Source organism: Pseudomonas sp. p1(2021b), assembly GCF_020151015.1.
Taxonomy (GTDB): Bacteria; Pseudomonadota; Gammaproteobacteria; order Pseudomonadales; family Pseudomonadaceae; genus Aquipseudomonas; species Aquipseudomonas putida_K.
Genome location: NZ_CP083746.1, coordinates 4,326,741 through 4,346,710, shown reverse-complemented (window position 1 = coordinate 4,346,710; position 19,970 = coordinate 4,326,741). Strand labels below are relative to the sequence as shown.

Below are 19,970 nucleotides of genomic sequence, written 5' to 3'. Positions count from 1 at the left end.
TGGGAGGCCTTTGGCCTCCATTCGCGGGGCAAGCCCGCTCCTACAGGTACCTCACAGGCTTGAGGCTTGTGAAGTCCCTGTGGGAGCGGGCTTGTCCCGCGATTGGGCCGCAAAGCGGCCCCGGCTGTCTCAGGCCAGCTCCTCGGCCTGATCCTCACGCACGATCGCCTTCACCTCATCGAGCCGGCTGATGTACTTCCAGTCCGCCTCGTCGATGTAGATACCGTTCGGCCCGCTGCCGCCTTCCAGGTCGATCGCCACCCGCGCCGACACCTGCGGCTTCACGCTCGCCAGGATCGGCACGAAGCCCAGCTGCTGGCTGGTCTCCAGCAGCGCTGCCTGGTTGCGTTCGTCGATGTCCGCCGCCTCGTCGAGGTAGTAGGGCAGGCGAATGCGCCCGGCCAGGTCGCGATCCATCAGGTGCAGCAACAGATACATGTTGGTCAGCGCCTTGATGGTCATGGTGGTGCCGTTGGACGCGGCGCCGTCGATGTCGGCATGGATCACCGGCTGGCCGTTGATCTTGGTGATCTCGAACGCCAGCTCGAACAGGTCCTTTAGGCCCAACTGGTTGTGGTTGGCCGCCACCAGCCGCGCCAGGTACTCCTTGGCCTCTTCGTTCTTGTGGTCCTGCTCGGCGCTCTGGGTCAGGTCGAACACCGACAGGGTTTCACCTTCCTCGTACTGGCCGGCGCTGTGGATGATCTGGTCGATGTGCTTGAGCGCTTCCTTGTTCGGTGCCAGGACCACGCGGAAGCTTTCCAGGTTGGACACCTGGCGCTTGTTGATCTCGCGGTTGAACAAAGCCAGCTGGTGCTCGAGGCTGTCGTAGTCGCTGCGGATGTTGCGCAAGGTCCGGGCGATGTCGGTGACCGCCGCGCGGCGTGCCTTGGCCAGGGTCAGGGCTTCCTCGGTGCGGTGCGAGTAGGCGTTGATCAGCAGTTGCAGGCGGCGCTCCATGTCGTCTTCGCTGTCGAACTTGGCCACGCCCTTGAGGCGCACCTGGGCGTACAGCGCCTCGATCTGGTTGTCCACGCGTTGCAAGGCCTGCCAGCTGTCCTGGTAGTCGTTGAGCAGCGGCAGCAGGTTGTCCATGGAATCGTCGATCGCTTCCATGAACGGGGTGCCGAACGGCAGGTCGGCCGGCAGCAGTTGACGACGGCGCAGGGCGTCTTCCAGGGTGCGCTGCTTGGCTTCCAGGTCGGCGATCTGCCGGCCCACCAGCTGCAGTTTGGCCGACAGCTGCTGGACGCGCTCGGTGAAAGCGTCGCTGGAACGCTTGAGTTCGTCCTGGGCGGCTTCCAGCTGAGCGAGCTGTTCCAGCTTTTCCGGTTCCTCGGCACTCAGGGTCTCGGTACGGCGATAATCCTCCAGGGCCTTCTGGGCATCGAGCACCTGCTGGTACAGGGCTTCGGTCTGCGCTTTGGAGGCGCTGCGGTCGGCGGCAACGGCCTGCTGGGTCTTGAGTTGCTTGAGTTCTTTTTCCAGGCGCTCTTTCTGGTCGCGCAGAGCGGCGCGGTCAGCCAGGGCCTGGAGGGCCGGTGGGTCGATGTGCGACAGATCGATGGACAGGCCCGGCGCCTCGAAACGCTCGCCCTTGAAGCTGTCGAGCACCGCTTCCAGGGTTTTCACCCAGACATCGCTGTCGTCCAGCTCGATGCCCCGGTCGCCCAGCGGCAGGCTGAACAGCGCGCCGTTGAACAGGCGCATCAGGCGGTCGACGTCTTGTTGCGAGAACTCCTCGCGCAGGCGGGCGTAGCTGTTGTTGTCGGCGTGGTCGAGTTGCTGCTTGACCTGCTTGAGACGTTTTTCCAGGTCGCGTACACGCTCGTCCAGGTCCTCGGCGGAGAACTGCCGTGACTGGGCCAGGGCGCCGGCCAGTTCGTCGTGGGCATCCTTGGCGGCCAGCAGTTGCTGCTCCAGGGTTTTCACGTCGGTGACCAGGGCAAAGCGGTGCTTGAGTACCGACAGTTCGCCCAGCCAGCGCTGGATGCCGGTGATCTCGCGTTCCAGGCGCATCAGCTCCTGGGTACCGCCGCGCTGGTCGTTCTGCAGGCGGTCCTGCTCGCTGCGGTAGTGCTCGGACTGGATGACCAGCTCTTCCTTGCGGGCCATGGCGTATTCCTGCCAGGTGCCCAGCAGGTTATCGAGCAATGGCGAGATACGGTGCAGCTTGCCGCGCAGGATGTCTCGCTGGGCCACGCCGCCGGCCAGGGCCTCGACCAGGGGGCCGGCGGCGACCAGGGCGTTGTAGTCCTGTTCCATGCGGCGTACGTCGCGGAAGGCTTCCTCACAGGCGGCGATGTAGTCGACGCTGCCTGAGCGCAGGCTGTGCTCGAAGGCATCGAGGAACAGCTGCTTGAGTTTGGCCGCGGTGATCTCGCGCATGTGCAGCAGGTTGATGAACAGCGCACGGAAAGTCTTCAGGCTCTGCTCGCTGGTCGAGCGCAGCGGGATCAGGGTCAGGTCCAGCGGCACCGAGGTGTGGCCACCGACCAGCAGCCGACGCAGTTCGTCGGGCTTGAGCTCGTAGGCCTTCAGGCCGTGCTGCTCGAGGTTGGTGAACAGCTCCTTCTGGCGCAGGCAGGTGTCGTTCTTCTGGTAGTGCGCCAGGTCCAGCTGGCCCTGGTAGGCGAAGAACTGGTGACCGAAGCCGCCGCCCGGGCCGCGCCCGACCACGCCGATCACGTGCGGGCCGTGGGGCAGGTTCAGCTCGCAGAGGATGTAGCTGGTGTCGCTGGCGAAGTAGAACCGGCGCGACTGCTCCAGGCTGTACTTGCCGAAGCTCATGTCGGACATGCGCGCCAGGATCGGGAACTGCAGGGCGTTGATCGAGGCGGACTTGCCCAGGTTGTTGGCGCCGTAGACCGACAGCGGGTGTTCCAGGGGGAACAGGCCCAGGCTGTAGCCGGCGGTGTTGAGCAGTGCGAAGCGGCGAATACCGTAGCGTTCCTGGCTCATGCGTCAATCTCCTGTTGCTCTTCGCGGATGGCCCGGGCCAGGGCTTCTTCCTCGCTCTCTTCGCTGTCGAACGGGGACAGGTCGAGCGGGTCGTCGGTACGGTTGAGTGCTTCCGGGCTCTCTTCCTCGACCAGCACTGGCGTTGGCAGCGGCAGGTCGCTGTGCAGGGTGGCGGCCAGGTCCCGGTCCTGCTGGACCGACAGGCACACGTCGAGGAAGCGGTGCATCGGCGGCAGGAAACGGTAGATGCCGCCTTCCTCATGGGCGAAGCCCAGCTGAGTCATGCGCCGCAGGATTTTCTCTTCCAGCTCGTCGACGGTCTGCACCTCGGCCTGGATGAACAGGTCGCGGTACTTTTCCAGCAAGGACGGCAGCTCGTCGCGGCCGACGCTGCCGCCATCGAGCACGGCCATCGGGTCGCGGCCCTGGTCGGCCAGGTGCTCGACCAGGATGAAGGTGAACAGCGACAGGCGCTGCGCGGTCTTGTTGACCTGGGCGGCGGCCTGCTCGGGCACGAAGTAGTAGAAGCCGCGGGTGTCGCACACCAGCTCGAAGCCCAGGGCCTTGAACAGGGTGCGGTACTGGTCCTGGAAGCTCGACAGCTGGGCGTACAGTTCAGGGTCGCGGCGGCTGATGTGGAAGCCCTTGAACAGCTCGCGGAAGATCGGCGCGAGCTGGGACAGTTCGGAAAGATCAAGATGCATTGGCTGGGCTCGCGTTGGAGTCGGACGTGGTCGTTGGCGTGGCTTGGCGGCTGGACGTCAGGGCGAAGGAGCGCAGGCTGACCAGGTGTTCGCGGGTGGTGTATTCCTGGCGTTCGAGGCGCTCGCGGCTGAAGCGCTTCTCCCGCGACAGGCGCGAGAACCAGTACAGCAATTCGTCGGTGGCGCCTTCGGGCTCCTGCTCCAGCAGCCAGACCATCAGGTCTGGCAGGGGCAGGGCGTCTTCGCAGCGCTCGAGCATTTCCTTGACCGTGCGTGGGGCGCGGGGCAGCGGGCCCTTCTGCGACTTGTGGGCCTTGGGGAAGCGCGCCGGCTTGGGCTCGAAGCGGGCCAGGGCATAAACGTACGCTTCGACCTGGCTGGCACTGCCGAGGAAGGTGCTCTGCGGGCGGGTGAACATCGGCATGGCCGCTTGCGGCACGGCATCGATGCCTTTCTTGCGGATCACCGACAGGGCCAGGGCGGCGCCGCGGGTCACGGCGTTGTGCCGGCGTGCTTCCTCGCGCAGGGGCAGCAGCAGTTCACGGGCGTGGCGCAGGGTGAGCTGAGCGCTGGTTTGCATCTCGAGGATACGGGCGTGGGTGCGCAGCAGCATGTCGTCGTCGACCAGGTGGCCCAGGCGCGCCTGCTCGCCCAGCAGGCGCAGCAGCACGGTCTCGACCTTGCGCACGCCTTGCTCGAAGGCGCCGTCGGCATTGACCAGCTGGATCATCGGCTCGACGTACTCGTCCCAGGTCGCCAGGACCTCCGCGTAGCGCTGGCGCAGGGGGATCTGGCGGTTGCTGGTCTTGGCCCGCTCGGCCACGGCCACCAGCGCCTGCTCGTCGTTGTCGAGTTTCTTGAGGACGTCGCGCACGCGCATGTCGAGCAGGCGCAGCTGGCGCGCCAGGTCGTCGCTGTCGCGGTTGTCGAAGGCGTCCTGGATATGCCCGGCCAGACGCTCCAGGTGGCGCAGGTAGGCTTCGATCTCCAGGCACAGGCCCAGGCGGTGCTCGCGGCGCAGGTAGGCGAGGAAATCGTGGATCTGGGCGTTGAGCTCGAAGCGGTTCGGGCTCTTGGCCACCGGTACCAGAATGTCCAGGCGGATCCACACGTCGAGCAACTGGGTGATGTCCTGCGGCGTGCTTTCCACCTGCTGCCGGGCCAGTTGCTGGCGCAGCTCGACCAGGCTCAGGGTGCCTTGGTCGAAGCGCTCGCACAGCGGCTCGATCAAGGCCCAGTGTTCGGCTAGGGCGCGCAGGACGCGCTTGGGTTCGATCATTGGCGGGTCGACTCGTTGCCAAATAAAAGGGGCGATTGTACTGCATCCGGGGGGGAGGATTTCACCCCTTGGTCTGTAATGGGATCGCACGGGCGGCGCTCGGTCTCACAACCCCTGCAAAACCCAAGGCGTACGCGCTAGAATACCCGCCAATCCTCACCCCCGGACCCCGTGCCTTGCTGACCGAGCCCCGCCGCCGCGCCTACCTTTCCGCCATGCAAGTGGTGCACTGGCTGCCGCGCGCCGAACTGCCGTTCGCTGCACCGTCGCGCCCGGAACTGCTGCTGCCGTTGGCGCCGGTCGAAGACGCCGCCATCGAGGTACGGCCAAGCGCACCTGCGCCTGACGCACCACCTATCGCCCCACAAGCCCGCTCCGTCGAGCGCCCCAAGATCGAGATCCCCCGGCCGGGCAGCACGCCCAAGCCCGCCAGCACGCCGGTCGAAGCCCAGGAGCAGGTGCCAGCGCCTCGTCCGGCACCGTTACCGCCACCGCGTTTTGCCCTGCAATTGCTGCGCGCCGGTCGCTGCCTGGTGCTGGTCGAGCTGGCCACCGGCCAGCCCTTCCAGAGCCGCGACCCGTCGTACCTGCTGCTCAAGGACATGCTGCGTGCCGCCGGCTTGCCCGATGCGCCGCAGATCATCGGCGAGCCGGTGCGCTGGCCGTTGCTGGTACGCGGCAACATGGACCAGGGGCCGGAGGCGGCGCGCGACTTCGTCCAGGGTTTCATCGCTGCACGCCTGGAAGAGGCACCTTGCACCTGCCTGTGGCTGGTCGGCTTGCCGGCCGTGCGCTTCGCAGGCCAGGCCGACGGCGAGGCCTACTACCAAGAACTGAAGGTCGAAGGCCTGGGCGACGCCTGGGCCCTGCCGGGCCTTGAACTGTTGATGGACGAGCCGCAGCGCAAGGCGGACGTCTGGCAAGCGATGCGCCGGCTGATGGCGCGCTGGAAGAGCGTTGAATGAGTGACTCGATCAGTTTCCGCCCGATGACCGAGGCGGATCTGGATGCCGTGCTTAAAATCGAATATGCCGCGTTCAGCCATCCGTGGACGCGCGGCATCTTCCAGGATGCGCTCAAGTCCTATGAGGTCTGGCTGATGTTCGACGGCCAGCAGCAGGTCGGCCATGGCGTGATCAACGTGATCATCGACGAGGCCCACCTGCTCAACATCACCGTCAAGCCGGAGAACCAGGGCCGTGGCCTGGGCTTGCGCCTGCTGCAGCATCTGATGGGCCGGGCCTACCAGCTCAATGGCCGGGAATGCTTCCTGGAGGTGCGCGCCAGCAACCAGGCGGCCTACCGCCTGTACGAGCGCTACGGATTCAACGAAATCGGCCGCCGGCGCGACTACTATCCCGTTGCCGGCGGTCGCGAAGACGCCCTGGTGATGGCCTGCACCCTGTTCGAGGAGTGACCTTGCAGGTGCTGGCCGTGTCACACAGGCATACCCTGATGAGGCAACGACCATGCATGACCTGCAGGAACTGATCGACAACAACGAGCGCTGGGCCGATGCGATCAAGCAGCGCGACCCGGACTTCTTCGCCAAGCTGGCCCGCCAGCAGACGCCCGAATTCCTTTGGATCGGCTGCTCCGACGCTCGCGTGCCGGCCAACGAGATCGTCGGCATGCTGCCGGGCGACCTGTTCGTGCACCGCAATGTGGCCAACGTGGTGCTGCACACCGACCTGAACTGCCTGTCGGTGATCCAGTACGCGGTGGAGGTGCTCAAGGTCAAGCACATCCTGGTCACCGGCCACTATGGCTGCGGCGGTGTGCGCGCAGCGATGCAGGACCGCCAGTTGGGCCTGATCGACGGCTGGCTGCGTTCGATCCGCGACCTGTACTACGAAAAGCGCGGCGAGCTGGCCAAGCTCGATACCGAGGAGGCCAAGGTCGACCGCCTGTGCGAGCTGAACGTGATCCAGCAGGTGGCCAACGTGGCCCACACCAGCATCGTGCAGAACGCCTGGCACCGGGGGCAGGAGCTGTCGATCCATGGTTGCATCTATGGCATCAAGGATGGCCGCTGGAAGAGCCTGGACACCACCATCAGCGGGTTCGCCCAATTGCCGCCACAGTATCGCCTGCGGCCTTTGGAGTAGGTTTTTGGGGCCGTGCAGCGGCCCCGTGCTTTACTCGCTGTAGTGGCATATACAGGAGTGAAGAATGAAAGGCATGAAGCTGCTGGCCTGCGTGGCAGGGCTGCTGGCAGGTATCGCCCACGCCGATGAGCGGGATGTCTGGATGTTCGCCCAGTGGGCAGGCGACCACCCGACCCGTGCCTTCCGCCAGATGTTGGTGGATGCTCGCCTCTATGGCGTGGTACCGATCCATCAACTGCTACGTTCGGCCTCCGACTGGCGCCTGTGCAGGGCCTCACCCTTCGCCGTACCGCCGGCCACCCATTGGCCCCAGGTGCGCGCTACCCTGATGCTGCTCAAGACCCTCGACGAACAAGGCATCCTGCGCCAGTTCGAGGTGGTGTCGGCCTACCGTGACCCGCGCCTGAATGCCTGTGCCGGTGGCGCGGTGGGCAGCGCCCATACCCGGGCTTTCGCAGTCGATGTGCTGCTGCCCGACTGGGCCGATCCCAATCCGTTGTGCCGGTTCTGGCAGCAGCATGGCCAGGCCTGGAACATGGGGCTGGGGCGTTATCCTTCCGGGCGCATCCACCTCGATACGGCCGGTTATCGCACCTGGGGCGGTGACGGCCGCTCGGGGTCGTCGTTCTGCACCAGGCCCAGGTGAGCCAGGCACGCCTGGCATTCGCCCATCACCCACTCGGCGAAGCGCTGGCGCTTGCCGCCGTCATCCAGGGGCAAGGGGCTGAGCAGGTGGTAGGCCGAGCCGTCACGCAGGAAGCCGTAGGGCGCCACCAGTTGCCCGCTGTCCAGTTCGTCACGGACCATCAGCGCTGACGCGATGGCCAGCCCCAGCCCGGCGCTGGCGGCCTGGATCGACAGATAGAAGTGTTCGAAGTCGCTGCGCTCGGTATGGCGCGCCTTCGCCCCGGCCAGGCGCTGCCAGGTGCTCCAGGCGTCAGGGCGGGTGGCGCTGTGGAGCAGGCGGTGGCTGTCGAGGCCGGTGTCGGAGCCTTGCCGGCAGACTGGGCCGATCCACTCCGCGCAGACCTTCAGGCTGTGCAGCTTCCGTTCCCAATGAAAGTCGTCGCGCCGCAGGGCCAGGTCTACCCCGGCACGGCCGAAGTCCAGCGGCCCGCCTGCGGCGACCAGGTGCAGTTGCAGGTCTGGATGGGCTGCATGGAAGCGGGGCAGGCGAGGGATGAGCCAGCGCATGGCGATGGTCGGCTCGCAGGACACCACCAGCACATTGTCTTGCGTCTGCGCTTGTAGGCGCTGCACCGCGCCTTCGAGCTGCTCGAAGATCGACTGGGTGGTGCCATGCAGGCTGCGGCCGGCCGGTGTCAGGAACAGGGCCCGGTTACGCCGCTCGAACAGCTCGATGCCCAGGCTTTCCTCCAGCAGGCGTACCTGGCGGCTGACGGCGCCATGGGTCACGTGCAGGTGCTCGGCGGCGCGCACGAAGCTTTCAGTTTGGGCGGCGACATCGAAATAGCGCAGGGCGGTGAGTGGCGGCAGTTTCATGATCGTGTGTCGTCTGTGGCGGCCCAATCGCGGGGCAAGCCCGCTCCCACCAAGGCTGTCTGGGCTCTTCCTGTAGGAGCGGGCTTGTCCCGCGATTGGGCCAGCAAGGCTTACGCCTATCTGTGAAAAAAACTAGCAGGTCTGCCGCACTATAAATCGATTTTTCGCCACGAATAAGCCTTCGATAATCAGTGCCCTGTGCATTTTCATCGCCAATCGAGGAGCTTTTTCGTGAACGAACTGATCGCCGTCGCCCTGTTCACCGTGCTGGCCGTCATCAGCCCAGGGGCCGACTTCGCCATGGTCACCCGCAGCAGTTATGCCCAAGGGCGTACGGCTGGCCTGGCCGCAGCCTTGGGGATCGCCCTGGGCGTGCAGGTGCATGTGTTGTACACCGTGCTCGGCATCGCTGTGATCATCAGCCAGAGCCCGGCGCTGTTCTTGGCCATGAAGGTGGTGGGAGCCGGTTACCTGGTCTACCTGGGCTACAAATCGTTGACCAACACCTCACGGATCTCACTCGATGGTATCGGCCAGAGCCCTCGGGCCGGTGTGCTGCAAGGCCTGCGCACAGGTTTTTTGACCAATGCGCTGAACCCCAAGACGATGCTATTTGTCGTCAGTGCCTACACCCAGGTGGTGCGGCCAGGCAGTCCGCTGGCGCTGGATTTAGCCTATGGGGCATTCATGTCGTTCGCCCATTGGGCATGGTTCAGCCTGGTGGCGGTGTTGTTCTCGAGTGACGGATTGCGCCAGGCGATGATCGAGCGACAAGGGGTGGTCGACCGGGTGATCGGCGTAGCCCTGATCGGGCTGGGCCTGGCCGTGGTAGTGGCGGGCGTGCGTTGACGGTTTTTTCAGCGCAATAAAAAAGGGCTTATCTTTCGATAAGCCCTTTTTTGAAGGTGGTGGCTACACAGGGACTTGAACCCCGGACCCCAGCATTATGAATGCTATGCTCTAACCAACTGAGCTATGTAGCCGACATGGCGCGCATTATTAGCTCGAATCGCGACTCTGTCAACACTCGTTGTGAAAAAAATTTCCGGCCTTTCAAACGCTTAGCGGGGCGGGCCGCTCGGTGCGCCCGCCAACCTGCAAAGAATGCGCTACGCAGACCTGGTGAGTCGAGCCGCGGGGCGGCCGATCGCATAAAAAGGTAGCTAAGTATCTAGTTCTTTCCTGATAATCGGATCCCAAATCCGCGGAAAGGACATAGTCATGGCCATCAGCAGCGCCCAGACCTCCACCGGCACCAGCACCGCCGCACAGGCCACCCCACTGGTGATGCGCATCATCGGCTTCTGTGCCCTGGCACACCTGATCAATGATTTGATCCAGGCGGTGCTGCCGGCCATCTACCCGATGCTCAAGGCCAACTACAACCTGAGTTTCGCCCAGATCGGCCTGATCACCCTGACGTTCCAGATCACGGCGTCGCTGCTGCAGCCGTGGGTCGGCTTCTTCACCGACCGGCGGCCGGCGCCGAACCTGCTGCCGTTGGGGACGTTGTGCACCCTGGTGGGGATCGTGATGCTGGCATTCGTGGGCAGCTTCCCGATGATCTTGCTGGCATCGGCGTTGGTGGGCATCGGCTCCTCGACCTTCCACCCCGAGACCTCGCGCATCGCCCGCCTGGCGTCGGGAGGGCGCTTTGGCCTGGCCCAGTCGACTTTCCAGGTCGGCGGTAACGCCGGCTCTGCCCTCGGCCCGCTGCTGGCGGCGGCCATCGTCATTCCCTTCGGTCAGAGCCATGTGGCCTGGTTCGGCCTGGCCGGACTGTTCTTCTTCGCTGTGACTTTGTTGCTGCGGGGTTGGTACAAGGGCCATCTCAACCAGTTCAAGGCCCGCAAGGCTGTGCAGGCCAGCCATGGGATTTCGCGCCAGCGTGTGATCCTGGCGTTGGTGGTGCTGGGCCTGCTGGTGTTCTCCAAGTATTTCTACATGGCCAGCTTCACCAGCTATTTCACCTTCTACCTGATCGAGAAGTTCGGTGTGTCGGTGGCCAGCTCCCAGCTGCACCTGTTCCTGTTCCTGGGCGCGGTGGCGGCCGGTACCTTCTTCGGCGGGCCGATCGGCGACCGGATCGGGCGCAAGGCGGTGATCTGGTTCTCGATCCTGGGTGTGGCGCCGTTCACCCTGGCCCTGCCGTACGCCGACCTGTTCTGGACCAGTGTGCTCAGCGTGGTGATCGGCTTCATCCTGGCCTCGGCGTTCTCGGCCATCGTGGTCTATGCCCAGGAACTGGTGCCGGGCAGCGTCGGCATGATCGCCGGGATCTTCTTCGGCCTGATGTTCGGTTTCGGTGGCATCGGCGCGGCGTTGCTGGGTTACCTGGCTGATTTGCGAGGTATCGAGTACGTCTATGGGCTGTGCTCGTTCCTGCCGCTGTTTGGCTTGCTGGCAGTGTTCCTGCCTTCCACCGGTAAACGCTGATCCGGGTCTCAACCCCAATGGGCTGGGTGATTTCCCACAAGGGGCCTTGGCGATTGACGCGCCAAGCCCCCTTGGCCTAGAGTGCCGCCTCCTTTCAATTCACGTAGTCGATGCAATGCGCCGTTCCCAGAGCCTTCGCCTTGTCCACCAGCCTGTCATCCAGGCGGTGCGTCGTGCGTGGCCGAGCGACACGGTGCTCAAGCGTCGGCGCAGCGTGCTGTTCGCCTTCACCTTCTCGCCACACCTTGCCCTGAACTGATCCTGCGCCCCTGCGTGTCCGCCTGCCGGCGTGGCTGCGGGTGTCTGCGTTCGCACATCTTTCCAGTGGTTTTTCCAGCCGCCCCGGCCCAGGGTGCACGTGGGCGGCGAGCAAGGAGTGGTAATGAACATGCGTTTGCTGGCGGGCCTGTTGTTCGCCGTGTCGGTGGTGGGGTTCAGCCTGGGGGCGAGCCTGCCGCTGGTGTCGTTGCGTCTGCACGAGGCGGGGGCGGGCACCCTCGAGATCGGTATCATCTCGGCCATCCCCGCAGCGGGCATGATGCTCTCGGCGTTCATGGTCGATGCCTGCTGCCGACACCTGACCCGGCGCACCATCTATTTGCTGTGCTTCAGCCTGTGCACCCTGAGCATCGCGCTGCTCGAAGGTGCCTTCACCTCGATCTGGTACCTGGCGGTGCTGCGCCTGGCGCTGGGTATCGGCATGGGCATCGCCATCATCCTTGGCGAGTCCTGGGTCAACGAGCTGTGCCCGGAGCACAACCGCGGCAAGATCATGGCGCTCTACGCCACCAGCTTCACCGGTTTCCAGGTGCTGGGGCCGGCCATGCTGGCACTGCTCGGCGCCAACAGCCCGTGGGTCACCGGTGTGGTCACCGGCTGCTACGGCCTGGCGTTGCTGTGCATCCTGTTGACCGTTCCCAATGACCATGTGGCGCACGAGGAAGGCGAAAAGAGCTTTGGCCTGGCCGGGTTCTTCCGGGTCGCGCCGGCGTTGTGCGTGGCGGTGCTGTTCTTCTCCTTCTTCGATGCCGTGGTGCTGTCGCTGCTGCCGGTCTACGCCACCAGCCATGGTTTTGCGGTGGGTGTGGCGGCGTTGATGGTGACCGTGGTGTTCGCTGGCGACATGATCTTCCAATTGCCCCTGGGCTGGCTGGCCGACCGGGTCGAGCGTACCGGGCTGCACCTGGTGTGCGGTGTGGTGGCCATGGCGATCGGCATCGGCCTGCCGTGGCTGCTGCAGATGAGCTGGCTGCTGTGGCCGCTGCTGGTGGTGCTGGGCGCTGTGGCTGGCGGTATCTATACCTTGGCGTTGGTGCTGATCGGCCAGCGCTTCAAGGGCCAGGACCTGGTGACGGCCAATGCCAGCGTTGGCTTGCTGTGGGGTGTCGGCAGCCTGGTCGGGCCGCTGGTCAGCGGGGCGGCGATGGACGTGGCGCCGCACGGGCTGCCCATGGCCTTGGCGGTGATGGCAGGGTTGTTCGTGTGCTTCGCCCGGCAGTCGTATCGCCGGGCGGGGAAGCTGCGGGCTGTGACAGACTGAGGCGCAATTACCTGCGCAAGAACCGTCGTTCCGTCGATGACAGGTTGGTCTAAGCTGGTCTTTTTCCGATCATTCGAGACTATCGCGCATGATCCACGCCGACCTCTCGCCCTCGGCCTATCGCCAGGCCACGGACTTCCTCGCGGCGTTGGACCCGGACTGGGCCCGACACATCGCTACAATCGGTCCGTGCCAGCACAGTGCTGTGCCGGAGCGCGAGCCCTTCGAGGCGCTGGTACGGGCGGTGGCCTACCAGCAGTTGCACGCCCGGGCGGCCGAAGCGATCCTGGCGCGCTTGCTGGCGTTGTTCCCGGGGGCCGCCTTCCCTAGCCCCGAGCAACTGTTGGCCACGCCGCCCGAGGTGCTGCGTGGCTGTGGCTTATCCGCGAACAAGCTGGCTACGGTGCAGGGGATTGCCCAGGCGCGCCTGGACGGTATCGTCCCCAGCCGCGAGCAAGCGCTGACGATGCATGACGATGCGCTGATCGAGCGTCTGGTGAGCCTGCGTGGCGTCGGGCGCTGGACGGTGGAGATGCTGCTGATCTATTGCCTGGAGCGCTCCGATATCCTGCCGGTGGACGACTTTGGCATGCGCGAGGGGTATCGTCGGCTCAAGGGCATGGACAAGGCGCCGACACCGGCGCAGATGCGTTCGCTGGGAGGTGGCTGGAGCCCGTATCGGACCGTGGCGTCCTGGTACCTGTGGCGCGCCTAGCGCTGCCCCCTTGTAGGAGCGGGCTTGCCCCGCGAAAGGGCCGCAGGGCGGCCCCGGGATGTCAGCGTTGACGCCCAGGATGTCGGGGCTGCTTGGCAGCCCTTTCGCGGGGCAAGCCCGCTCCTACAGGGCGATGCACTTCTGCCGGATTGCCGTGCAATAAACGGAGTGCCAGCCCCGACCCAGCCTGTCAGGCTTGCAACATCAGCCGCCCAGGAGAGATTTCATGAAGCCTGCCACCGCCTACGCCACCGACGCCGACCGCTGGCTCGCCGTGCAACGCCGCGACACAGCGGCCAGCGGCCATTTCGTCTATGCCGTACGCACCACGGGCGTCTACTGTCAGCCTGGCTGCAAGTCACGCCTGGCCAAGCGTGAGAACGTCGAATTCTTCAATGATGCCGACGCGGCCGAAGCGGCCGGCTATCGCGCCTGTCGCCGCTGCACGGAGGGCAAGGCCCTGCAGATGATGCGCCGTACCGAACTGGTGGCCCGCGCCTGCCGCCTGATCGAGGCCAGCGAGACGCCACCCAACCTCGACCAGCTCGGTGCGCAACTGGCCGTCAGCCCCTTCCACCTGCACCGCGTGTTCAAGGCCGAGACCGGGCTCACGCCCAAGGCCTATGCTTCGGGCTATCGCGCCCGGCGCTTGCGCGAGCGGCTCGACGACCGCGCAAGCTCCGTGACCGAGGCCATCTATGACGCCGGCTACAACTCCAACAGCCGCTTCTACGAGAGCGCCGGCCAACGCCTGGGCATGCGCCCGAGGGAATACCGGGCCAAGGGCGCGGGCTCGACCATTCACTTCGCCATTGGCCAGTGCTCGCTCGGGGCGATCCTGGTGGCGCAGAGTGAACGGGGCATCTGCGCCATCCTGTTGGGCGAGGACCCTGAACGCCTGCTCAAGGACCTGCAAGACCAGTTCAGCAAGGCTCGGCTGATCGGCGGCGACGCCGGTTTCGAACGCCTGGTCGCCGAAGTGGTGGGGTTCGTCGAGCAGCCGGCCCTGGGCCTGGCGTTGCCGTTGGACGTACAAGGCACGGCCTTCCAGGAGCGCGTCTGGCAGGCGCTGCGCGAGGTACCCGCCGGCAGCACCGTCAGCTACACCGACATCGCCGAACGCATCGGCGCACCCAAGGCCGTGCGCGCCGTCGCCCAGGCCTGCGCCGCCAACTGCCTCGCCGTGGCCATCCCCTGCCACCGGGTGGTACGCCGTGACGGCGACCTCAGTGGCTACCGCTGGGGAGTGGAGCGTAAACGGCAATTGCTGACGCGAGAAACGGCACTCACCTGAGCGCTGCGAGCAGCGTAGAATCCCCGCCCAATCGAGCGTGTAAATAGGGGAATTCGATGAGGCGCCTGAGCCTTTACCGTTTTTGTGTAGCAACGCTTGCCGTGCTGTTGTGGGTGGCCACGCCAGCCTGGTCGGCACAGGTCGGGCCGTTGAGCGCCGGTGAACTGCCCACGCTGGACGAGAACGCCAGCCTGGAGCAGTTGAGCGACCGCCTGGACCAGGTCCGCCAGGGGCTTACCAGCGAGGCGAACGATGACCTGCTGTCCCAGCTGCGTCAGGCCGCCTTGCAGGTGCAACGCCAGGCTGACGCCCTGGGTACGCAACGCACCTCCGACGTGGAGCGCCTGGACGACCAGCTCCAGGTGCTCGGCCCAGTGCTGCCCGACGAAGCCGACAGCATCACCCGCCAGCGCAAGCAGTTGAGCGATGAAAAGAAGTCGGTACTGGCCGAGCAACAGCAGGCGGTGAAGCTGACCCAATCGGCTCGTGACCTGGCCACGCAGATCGTCAACCTGCGTCGCAGCCAGTTCAACTCGCAGGTCACCACCCGCGCCGCCAGCCCCCTGAGCCCAGCATTCTGGTCGAGCCTGATCCGCCCGACCGACGAGGACGTGGCACGCCTGCGCGACCTGCGCGGCGAGGCCGCCGATGCCGTGGCCAGCGCCTTCAGCGCCGAGCACCGCTGGCTATTCATCAGCAGCCTGGTGGCGGCCCTGCTGGTATGGACACTGGTGCGCAAGGTGCTCGAGCGGCTGCTGGCCGATGCCATGATCCGCTGGCTGCCCGAGGGCCGCCTGCGGCGCAGTGCCCTGGCCTTGAGCGTCAGCCTGGCGACCCTGAGCACCATCGGCGGCTCGGTGTCGCTGGTGCGCTGGGGCCTGGAGAACAGCGCCGAGCTGGGCAGCGATATCGCCAGCCTGATCAACCATATCCTCACCCTGGTGGTGTTCAGCGCCTTCATCGCCGGCCTCGGCCGCGCCATGCTGATGCTGCAGCGCCCCTCCTGGCGCTTGCCGCCGATCCCGGATGAAGTGGCCAGTGCCCTGGGCTGGTTCCCCCAGGTCCTGGCCCTGGCGCTGATGGTGCTGCTGACCCAGGAGCGTATCAACAGCGTGATCGGCACCAGCCTGGCGCTGACCGTGGCCACCAACGGCCTGACCGCCCTGGTGGTGTCGCTGATCTTCGTTGCGGCGCTGGTGTGCTACCGCCGCGCCCGCACACGGCACCAGTTGGAGCGCCCGACTGGGTTGGCCGGGCTGATTCCGTTCGTGATCGTGGTCTGGGTGGGGCTGATCCTGCTGGCGCTGCTCACCGGCTACCTGACCCTGGCCTACTTCCTCACCGCCAAGCTGCTGTGGATCAGCGTGGTGGCCACCTGCGCCTACCTGCTCATCACGGTGTTCGGCGACCTGTGCGAAACCCTGTTGTCGCCGCGCCAGCCCAGTGGTCTGGCCTTGTCCGCGGCCCTTGGCCTGCAGCCACGGCACCAGGCCCAGGCCAGCACCATCCTGGCGGGCATCGGGCGTACGTTGTTGCTGTTCATCGCCGGCCTGCTGGTACTCATGCCCTCGGGCACCAGCCCCGGCGAGCTGCTGTTGAGCCTGGCGGAATGGGACGGCAGCGGGGGCAAGGTGCTCGGCAACCTGAACATCGTGCCGCAGGACATCTTCCTGGCGGTGGCCATGTTCCTCGGTGGGCTGTTCGCCATCCGCGTGGTCAAGCGTTGGCTGAGCGAGCGCCTGCTGCCGGAGACCGACATGGATGCCGGCATGCGTGCATCCCTGGTGACCCTGGTCGGCTACCTGGGCTTCCTGTTCCTGGCCATGCTGGTGATGTCGACCCTGCGTATCAACCTCACCAGCCTGACCTGGGTGGTCAGTGCGCTGTCGGTGGGTATCGGTTTCGGCCTGCAGCAGATCGTGCAGAACTTCATCTCCGGCCTGATCCTGCTCACCGAGCGCCCGGTCAAGGTGGGCGACTGGGTGAGCCTGGCCGGGGTGGAGGGCGACATCCGTCGGATCAACGTGCGCGCCACGGAAATCCAGATGTCCGACCGTTCCACGGTGATCGTGCCCAACTCGCAGTTCATTTCCCAGAACGTGCGCAACGTGACCATGGGCAATGCCCTGGGCGTGGTCGGCATCACCCTGACCCTGCCGCTGGATACCGACGCGAACAAGGTGCGTGATCTGCTGCTGACGGCGTTCCGCGAGCATGAATCGATCCTCGATGCGCCGGCCTCGTCAGTGACCTTCAAGGACCTCACCGCCAGTGGCATGGTGCTCAGCGTCAGCGGTTACGTGGCCAGTCCGCGGCAGGTGTCGGGGGCGCGCAGCGACCTGTTGTTCACGGTGCTGGGGCGGTTGCGCGAGGAAGGGATCGCCTTGTCTTCGCCGCAGAGCATGGTGTTGTTGCAGGACAGTGCACGGTCGGTGGATGGGGCGGAATGAGGCCAGGGGCCGCTTTGCGGCCCTTTCGCGGCACAAGGCCGCTCCTACCGGAGGAGCGGCCTTGTGCCTGGGTCAATGCTGCTTCGCCCGCCTGATCCGTAGCAGGATCATTCCCAGCAGCAGCATCACTGGCACTGCCATCCCCAGCAATGCCTCGCGCGCCGTCAGCCCTGCGCCCAGCACGTTCAGGCCGCCATACAGCAGCTTGAACAGGTTCAGCAGGTAATAGGTGATGGCGATGATCGACAGCCCTTCCACTGCCCGCTGGATCTTCACCTGGGCATCGGCGCGGGCATTGAGGCTGCGCAGGATCTCGGCGTTCTGCTCCTCCATCTCCACCTGCACCCGCGCCTGCAGCAGGTCGCCCAGGTTGGCGACATTCTTGGCCAGTTGCTCCAGACGCTGCTCGGTGGCGGCGCAATAGCGCACCGTCGGTTTGAAGCGTCGCTCGATGAACACCCCCAGCCGCTGGCAATCCCCCACATGGCTCTCGCGCAGTTCGCCCAGGCGCTCGAACACCAGTTGCGCATAGGCCTGGGTCGCACCGAAGCGATGGCGGGTTTTCACCGTACGGCTGACCACCTGGCGTGAGAGGTGGGCGATGGCTTCGAGCAAGGTCTTGGAGTCGTGGCCATCGACGCTGGCGCTGCGCTCGGAGAGGCTCACCAGGGTCCGGTCGAAGGCGTCCAGCTCCTGGCTCAGCGCCTTTGCCGTGCTGAGGGTGAGCGAGGCCATCATGCGGTAGGTCTCGATTTCCAGCAGGCGGCGGATCATCCGGCCCTGGCGGTAGGCGTTGAGGCGGCGGTTGATGAACAACAGGCGGTTGGTGCCGTCCTCGGTCAGGCGAAAGTCGCTCCACACCACCGCATCACCGCCACCGACCAGCGAGCCGCAGGGGTCTTTGAAACCGTAGCGCGTCAGGTCCAGGCCCTGTTCGCCACGCACCAGCACCTGCACGGCATTGATCACCTGGTCGGCCTGTGGGGCGATGGCTTCGGCCAGGACCTGGGGCAGCGCCTGCCAGCCGGCATCGTGGCTGGCGCAGGGCACCACCAAGGTCAGCGTGAAGAACTCCGCGTGGCGCTCCCATTTGAAGGGGTTGCCATCCAGCCGGGTAATGCCCTGGGCGGCCTCCCTGTCGACGGCGTCGGGGCAGCAGCGTTGCAGCAGGGCCAGGCAGGCGGCGTCGTCGCCCAGCACGGCCAGGTGGTGGACATGGGCAGGCTCGTCGAAGTACAGCGATGGACGAGCGTGCAGTTCGTTATGCAGGGCGGTGCGTTGCGGATGCATGGGAGGTCTGGCCTGGTGTTGTGATTATTGGGCTACCAGGGGTGGGACTTCGCGCAGATGGGTAAAAGTCACCTGCGCGGGCAAAGTGGCCGCCATCGTCGGCTTGCAATTGATCATCTGTAACGACAATAGACGTACAGCTATACAATTGCGTTGCAGGCATGTGGCCTCGTCTCATTCCTCCATTACGTAGGTGACGGGCTACCCATCCTAATGCAGTAGCCCTTGTCACGGCACATGGTCGGGGATTTCGGGAATTACCCCAGGCAACGCGTCACATGCTTGACCGACTGGTACGCCGACAGCCCCCAGGGCCCGAGTTCGCGGCCGATGCCGCTGCCCTTGGTCCCGCCCCAGGAGGTCTCGACGAACACCGCCTGCACCGAGTTGATCCATACATGGCCAACCTCCAGTGCGTCGGCTACACGTTCGGCGCGGTCCAGGTCGGCGGAGCATACGGTGGCGACCAGGCCGAAGCGGCTGTCGTTGGCCAGCGCAATGGCCTGTGCCTCGGTGGCGAAGCGGCGGGCGCACAATACCGGGCCGAAGATCTCTTCGTTCCACAGGCGGCTACCTTCCGGCACATCGCTGTACAGGGTCGGGCTGACGAACCAGCCCTCGCGGTCCAGCACCTGGCCACCGGTGAGGCAATGCAGGCCTTCTTCGCGGGCAATGGCGAAATAGCTGGCGACCTTGAGCCATTGTGCCTGGCTGGTCAGCGGGCCCATGGCCACGTCCTCGACCAGCGGGTTGCCCACGTGCATCTGTTCCAGGGCCGCCTGCAGGCGGGGCAGCAGAGTATCGGCAATGCCGTCCTGGACCAGCAGGCGCGAGGTGGCCGAGCACATCTGCCCGGCGTTCCAGGTGATGCCGGCGACGATCCATTCCACGGCCTGGTCCACGTCGCAGTCATCGAACACCACGATCGCCGATTTACCGCCCAACTCCAGGGTCACGGGGCGGCACTGGGCTGCGGCGGCGCGCATGACTTGGCTGCCTACTCCATTGCTGCCGGTGAATGACAGCTTGTCCAGCCCGTTGTGGCCGCTCAGGGCGGCACCGGTCTCGGCCTTGCCGTTGACGATGTTCAGCACGCCGGCGGGCAGGCCCAGGGTATCGGCGATCTGGCCGTAAGCCTGTTCGATCAGCGGCGTGACTTCCGAGGGCTTGAGCACCACCGTGCAGCCGGCGGCCAATGCCGGGGCAAGCTTCCAGGCGCTGGTCACCAGGGGGAAGTTCCACGGCACGATCAAGCCGACCACGCCCACCGGTTCAAGGCGCGTACGGGCCGTGAAGCCGGGGGCGGCCAGGGGGACCTCGCGGTTCTTGCCAGGCAGCTGCTCGGCAAGGTCTGCGTAGTAGGCGAACGTGGCCACGGCATCGTCGAGGTCGATCTCGGCTTCGTGGCGTGGCTTGCCGTTGTTGCGCATCTGCAGGGTAATCAGTGCTTCGCGGCGTTGGCCAAGTTGTTCGGCGAAGCCACGCAGCAGCGCGGCACGTTCGCCCGGAGCAGTGGCTTTCCAGGCGGGCAGGGCGCGCCGGGCGGCAGCCACGGCCTGGTCGACCTGGGCGGTGCTGGCGGACATCAGCTCGGCGAACGGCTGGCCCAGCGCGGGGTCATGCACGGTGATGCAGTCGCTGCCTTGGCCTTCGACCCAGCGGCCGTCGATGTAGTGGGGTGTGGTCATGA

General features: G+C 65.6%; 17 protein-coding genes and 1 tRNA gene. 11 read left to right on the top strand and 7 right to left on the bottom strand.

The window, feature by feature from the left end; genetic code table 11:
- Nucleotides 1-129: 129 nt before the first annotated feature.
- From mksF to mksB, 3 genes are read right to left on the bottom strand one after another with little or no spacing between them, the layout of a single operon-like run.
- Nucleotides 130-2,961, bottom strand: coding sequence for an Mks condensin complex protein MksF (gene mksF, locus K8374_RS20270; protein ID WP_224456942.1), 2,832 nt, complete (start codon nt 2,959-2,961; stop codon nt 130-132).
- Complete coding sequence (mksE, locus tag K8374_RS20265; protein ID WP_224456941.1) at nt 2,958-3,665, bottom strand: Mks condensin complex protein MksE; 708 nt, start codon at nt 3,663-3,665, stop codon at nt 2,958-2,960. Before mksE ends, mksF begins: the two co-directional genes overlap by 4 nt.
- The gene (gene mksB / locus K8374_RS20260) at nt 3,655-4,944 is read right to left on the bottom strand and encodes an Mks condensin complex protein MksB (RefSeq protein ID WP_084858615.1); all 1,290 of its coding nucleotides are present in this window, start codon (nt 4,942-4,944) and stop codon (nt 3,655-3,657) included. The genes mksE and mksB overlap by 11 nt, the downstream gene beginning before the upstream one ends.
- Nucleotides 4,945-5,120: 176 nt before the next feature.
- On the opposite strand from mksB, the gene K8374_RS20255 reads away from it, so the two are divergent.
- The 4 genes from K8374_RS20255 to K8374_RS20240 all read left to right on the top strand — a co-directional run bounded on the left by K8374_RS20255 (nt 5,121) and on the right by K8374_RS20240 (nt 7,698).
- Complete coding sequence (locus K8374_RS20255) at nt 5,121-5,909, top strand: energy transducer TonB (RefSeq protein ID WP_224456940.1); 789 nt, start codon at nt 5,121-5,123, stop codon at nt 5,907-5,909.
- Complete coding sequence (gene rimI, locus K8374_RS20250; protein ID WP_224456939.1) at nt 5,906-6,361, top strand: ribosomal protein S18-alanine N-acetyltransferase; 456 nt, start codon at nt 5,906-5,908, stop codon at nt 6,359-6,361. Before K8374_RS20255 ends, rimI begins: the two co-directional genes overlap by 4 nt.
- A gap of 52 nt (nt 6,362-6,413) precedes the next feature.
- Nucleotides 6,414-7,052 (top strand): carbonate dehydratase, encoded by a 639-nt coding sequence (gene can / locus K8374_RS20245; protein WP_084858612.1) that lies wholly within the window; start codon nt 6,414-6,416, stop codon nt 7,050-7,052.
- A 73-nt stretch (nt 7,053-7,125) separates the two neighbouring features.
- On the top strand, nt 7,126-7,698 hold the full coding sequence (locus tag K8374_RS20240) for a D-Ala-D-Ala carboxypeptidase family metallohydrolase (protein WP_224459372.1): 573 nt from the start codon (nt 7,126-7,128) through the stop codon (nt 7,696-7,698).
- On the opposite strand, the gene K8374_RS20235 is transcribed toward K8374_RS20240, so the two are convergent.
- Entirely contained in the window at nt 7,638-8,555 is a 918-nt protein-coding gene (locus K8374_RS20235) for a LysR substrate-binding domain-containing protein (RefSeq protein ID WP_224456938.1), read from the bottom strand. The genes K8374_RS20240 and K8374_RS20235 overlap by 61 nt on opposite strands.
- 231 nt (nt 8,556-8,786) lie before the next feature.
- On the opposite strand from K8374_RS20235, the gene K8374_RS20230 reads away from it, so the two are divergent.
- Nucleotides 8,787-9,404, top strand: coding sequence for a LysE family translocator (locus tag K8374_RS20230; RefSeq protein WP_224456937.1), 618 nt, complete (start codon nt 8,787-8,789; stop codon nt 9,402-9,404).
- A gap of 57 nt (nt 9,405-9,461) precedes the next feature.
- Here the strand turns inward: K8374_RS20230 and K8374_RS20225 are convergent.
- Nucleotides 9,462-9,538, bottom strand: a tRNA-Met gene (locus K8374_RS20225).
- A 238-nt stretch (nt 9,539-9,776) separates the two neighbouring features.
- Between K8374_RS20225 and K8374_RS20220 the strand changes: the two genes are divergently transcribed.
- From K8374_RS20220 to K8374_RS20195, 6 genes are all read left to right on the top strand, one after another.
- Nucleotides 9,777-10,991 carry an MFS transporter gene (locus K8374_RS20220; RefSeq protein WP_224456936.1) on the top strand — a complete coding sequence of 405 codons (1,215 nt, stop codon included), beginning with the start codon at nt 9,777-9,779 and terminating at the stop codon, nt 10,989-10,991.
- Between the two features lie 115 nt (nt 10,992-11,106).
- Nucleotides 11,107-11,250 carry a hypothetical protein gene (locus tag K8374_RS20215; RefSeq protein WP_224456935.1) on the top strand — a complete coding sequence of 48 codons (144 nt, stop codon included), beginning with the start codon at nt 11,107-11,109 and terminating at the stop codon, nt 11,248-11,250.
- 123 nt (nt 11,251-11,373) lie between these two features.
- Entirely contained in the window at nt 11,374-12,531 is a 1,158-nt protein-coding gene (locus tag K8374_RS20210) for an MFS transporter (protein ID WP_224456934.1), read from the top strand.
- Between the two features lie 88 nt (nt 12,532-12,619).
- A complete protein-coding gene (locus K8374_RS20205) occupies nt 12,620-13,246 on the top strand; it encodes a DNA-3-methyladenine glycosylase family protein (protein WP_224456933.1) in 627 nt (208 codons plus the stop codon).
- Between the two features lie 226 nt (nt 13,247-13,472).
- Nucleotides 13,473-14,540: a bifunctional DNA-binding transcriptional regulator/O6-methylguanine-DNA methyltransferase Ada gene (gene ada / locus K8374_RS20200; protein ID WP_224456932.1), complete on the top strand. Its 1,068-nt coding sequence runs from the start codon at nt 13,473-13,475 to the stop codon at nt 14,538-14,540.
- Between the two features lie 56 nt (nt 14,541-14,596).
- A complete protein-coding gene (locus K8374_RS20195; RefSeq protein ID WP_224456931.1) occupies nt 14,597-16,990 on the top strand; it encodes a DUF3772 domain-containing protein in 2,394 nt (797 codons plus the stop codon).
- A gap of 72 nt (nt 16,991-17,062) precedes the next feature.
- Here K8374_RS20195 and K8374_RS20190 read toward each other — a convergent pair whose 3' ends face one another.
- Both K8374_RS20190 and K8374_RS20185 read right to left on the bottom strand, forming a co-directional pair.
- On the bottom strand, nt 17,063-18,280 hold the full coding sequence (locus K8374_RS20190) for a DUF3422 domain-containing protein (RefSeq protein ID WP_224456930.1): 1,218 nt from the start codon (nt 18,278-18,280) through the stop codon (nt 17,063-17,065).
- Nucleotides 18,281-18,537: 257 nt separating this feature from the next.
- Nucleotides 18,538-19,968, bottom strand: a complete 1,431-nt coding sequence (locus K8374_RS20185) for an aldehyde dehydrogenase family protein (RefSeq protein ID WP_224456929.1) — start codon at nt 19,966-19,968, stop codon at nt 18,538-18,540.
- Between the last annotated feature and the right edge of the window lie 2 nt (nt 19,969-19,970).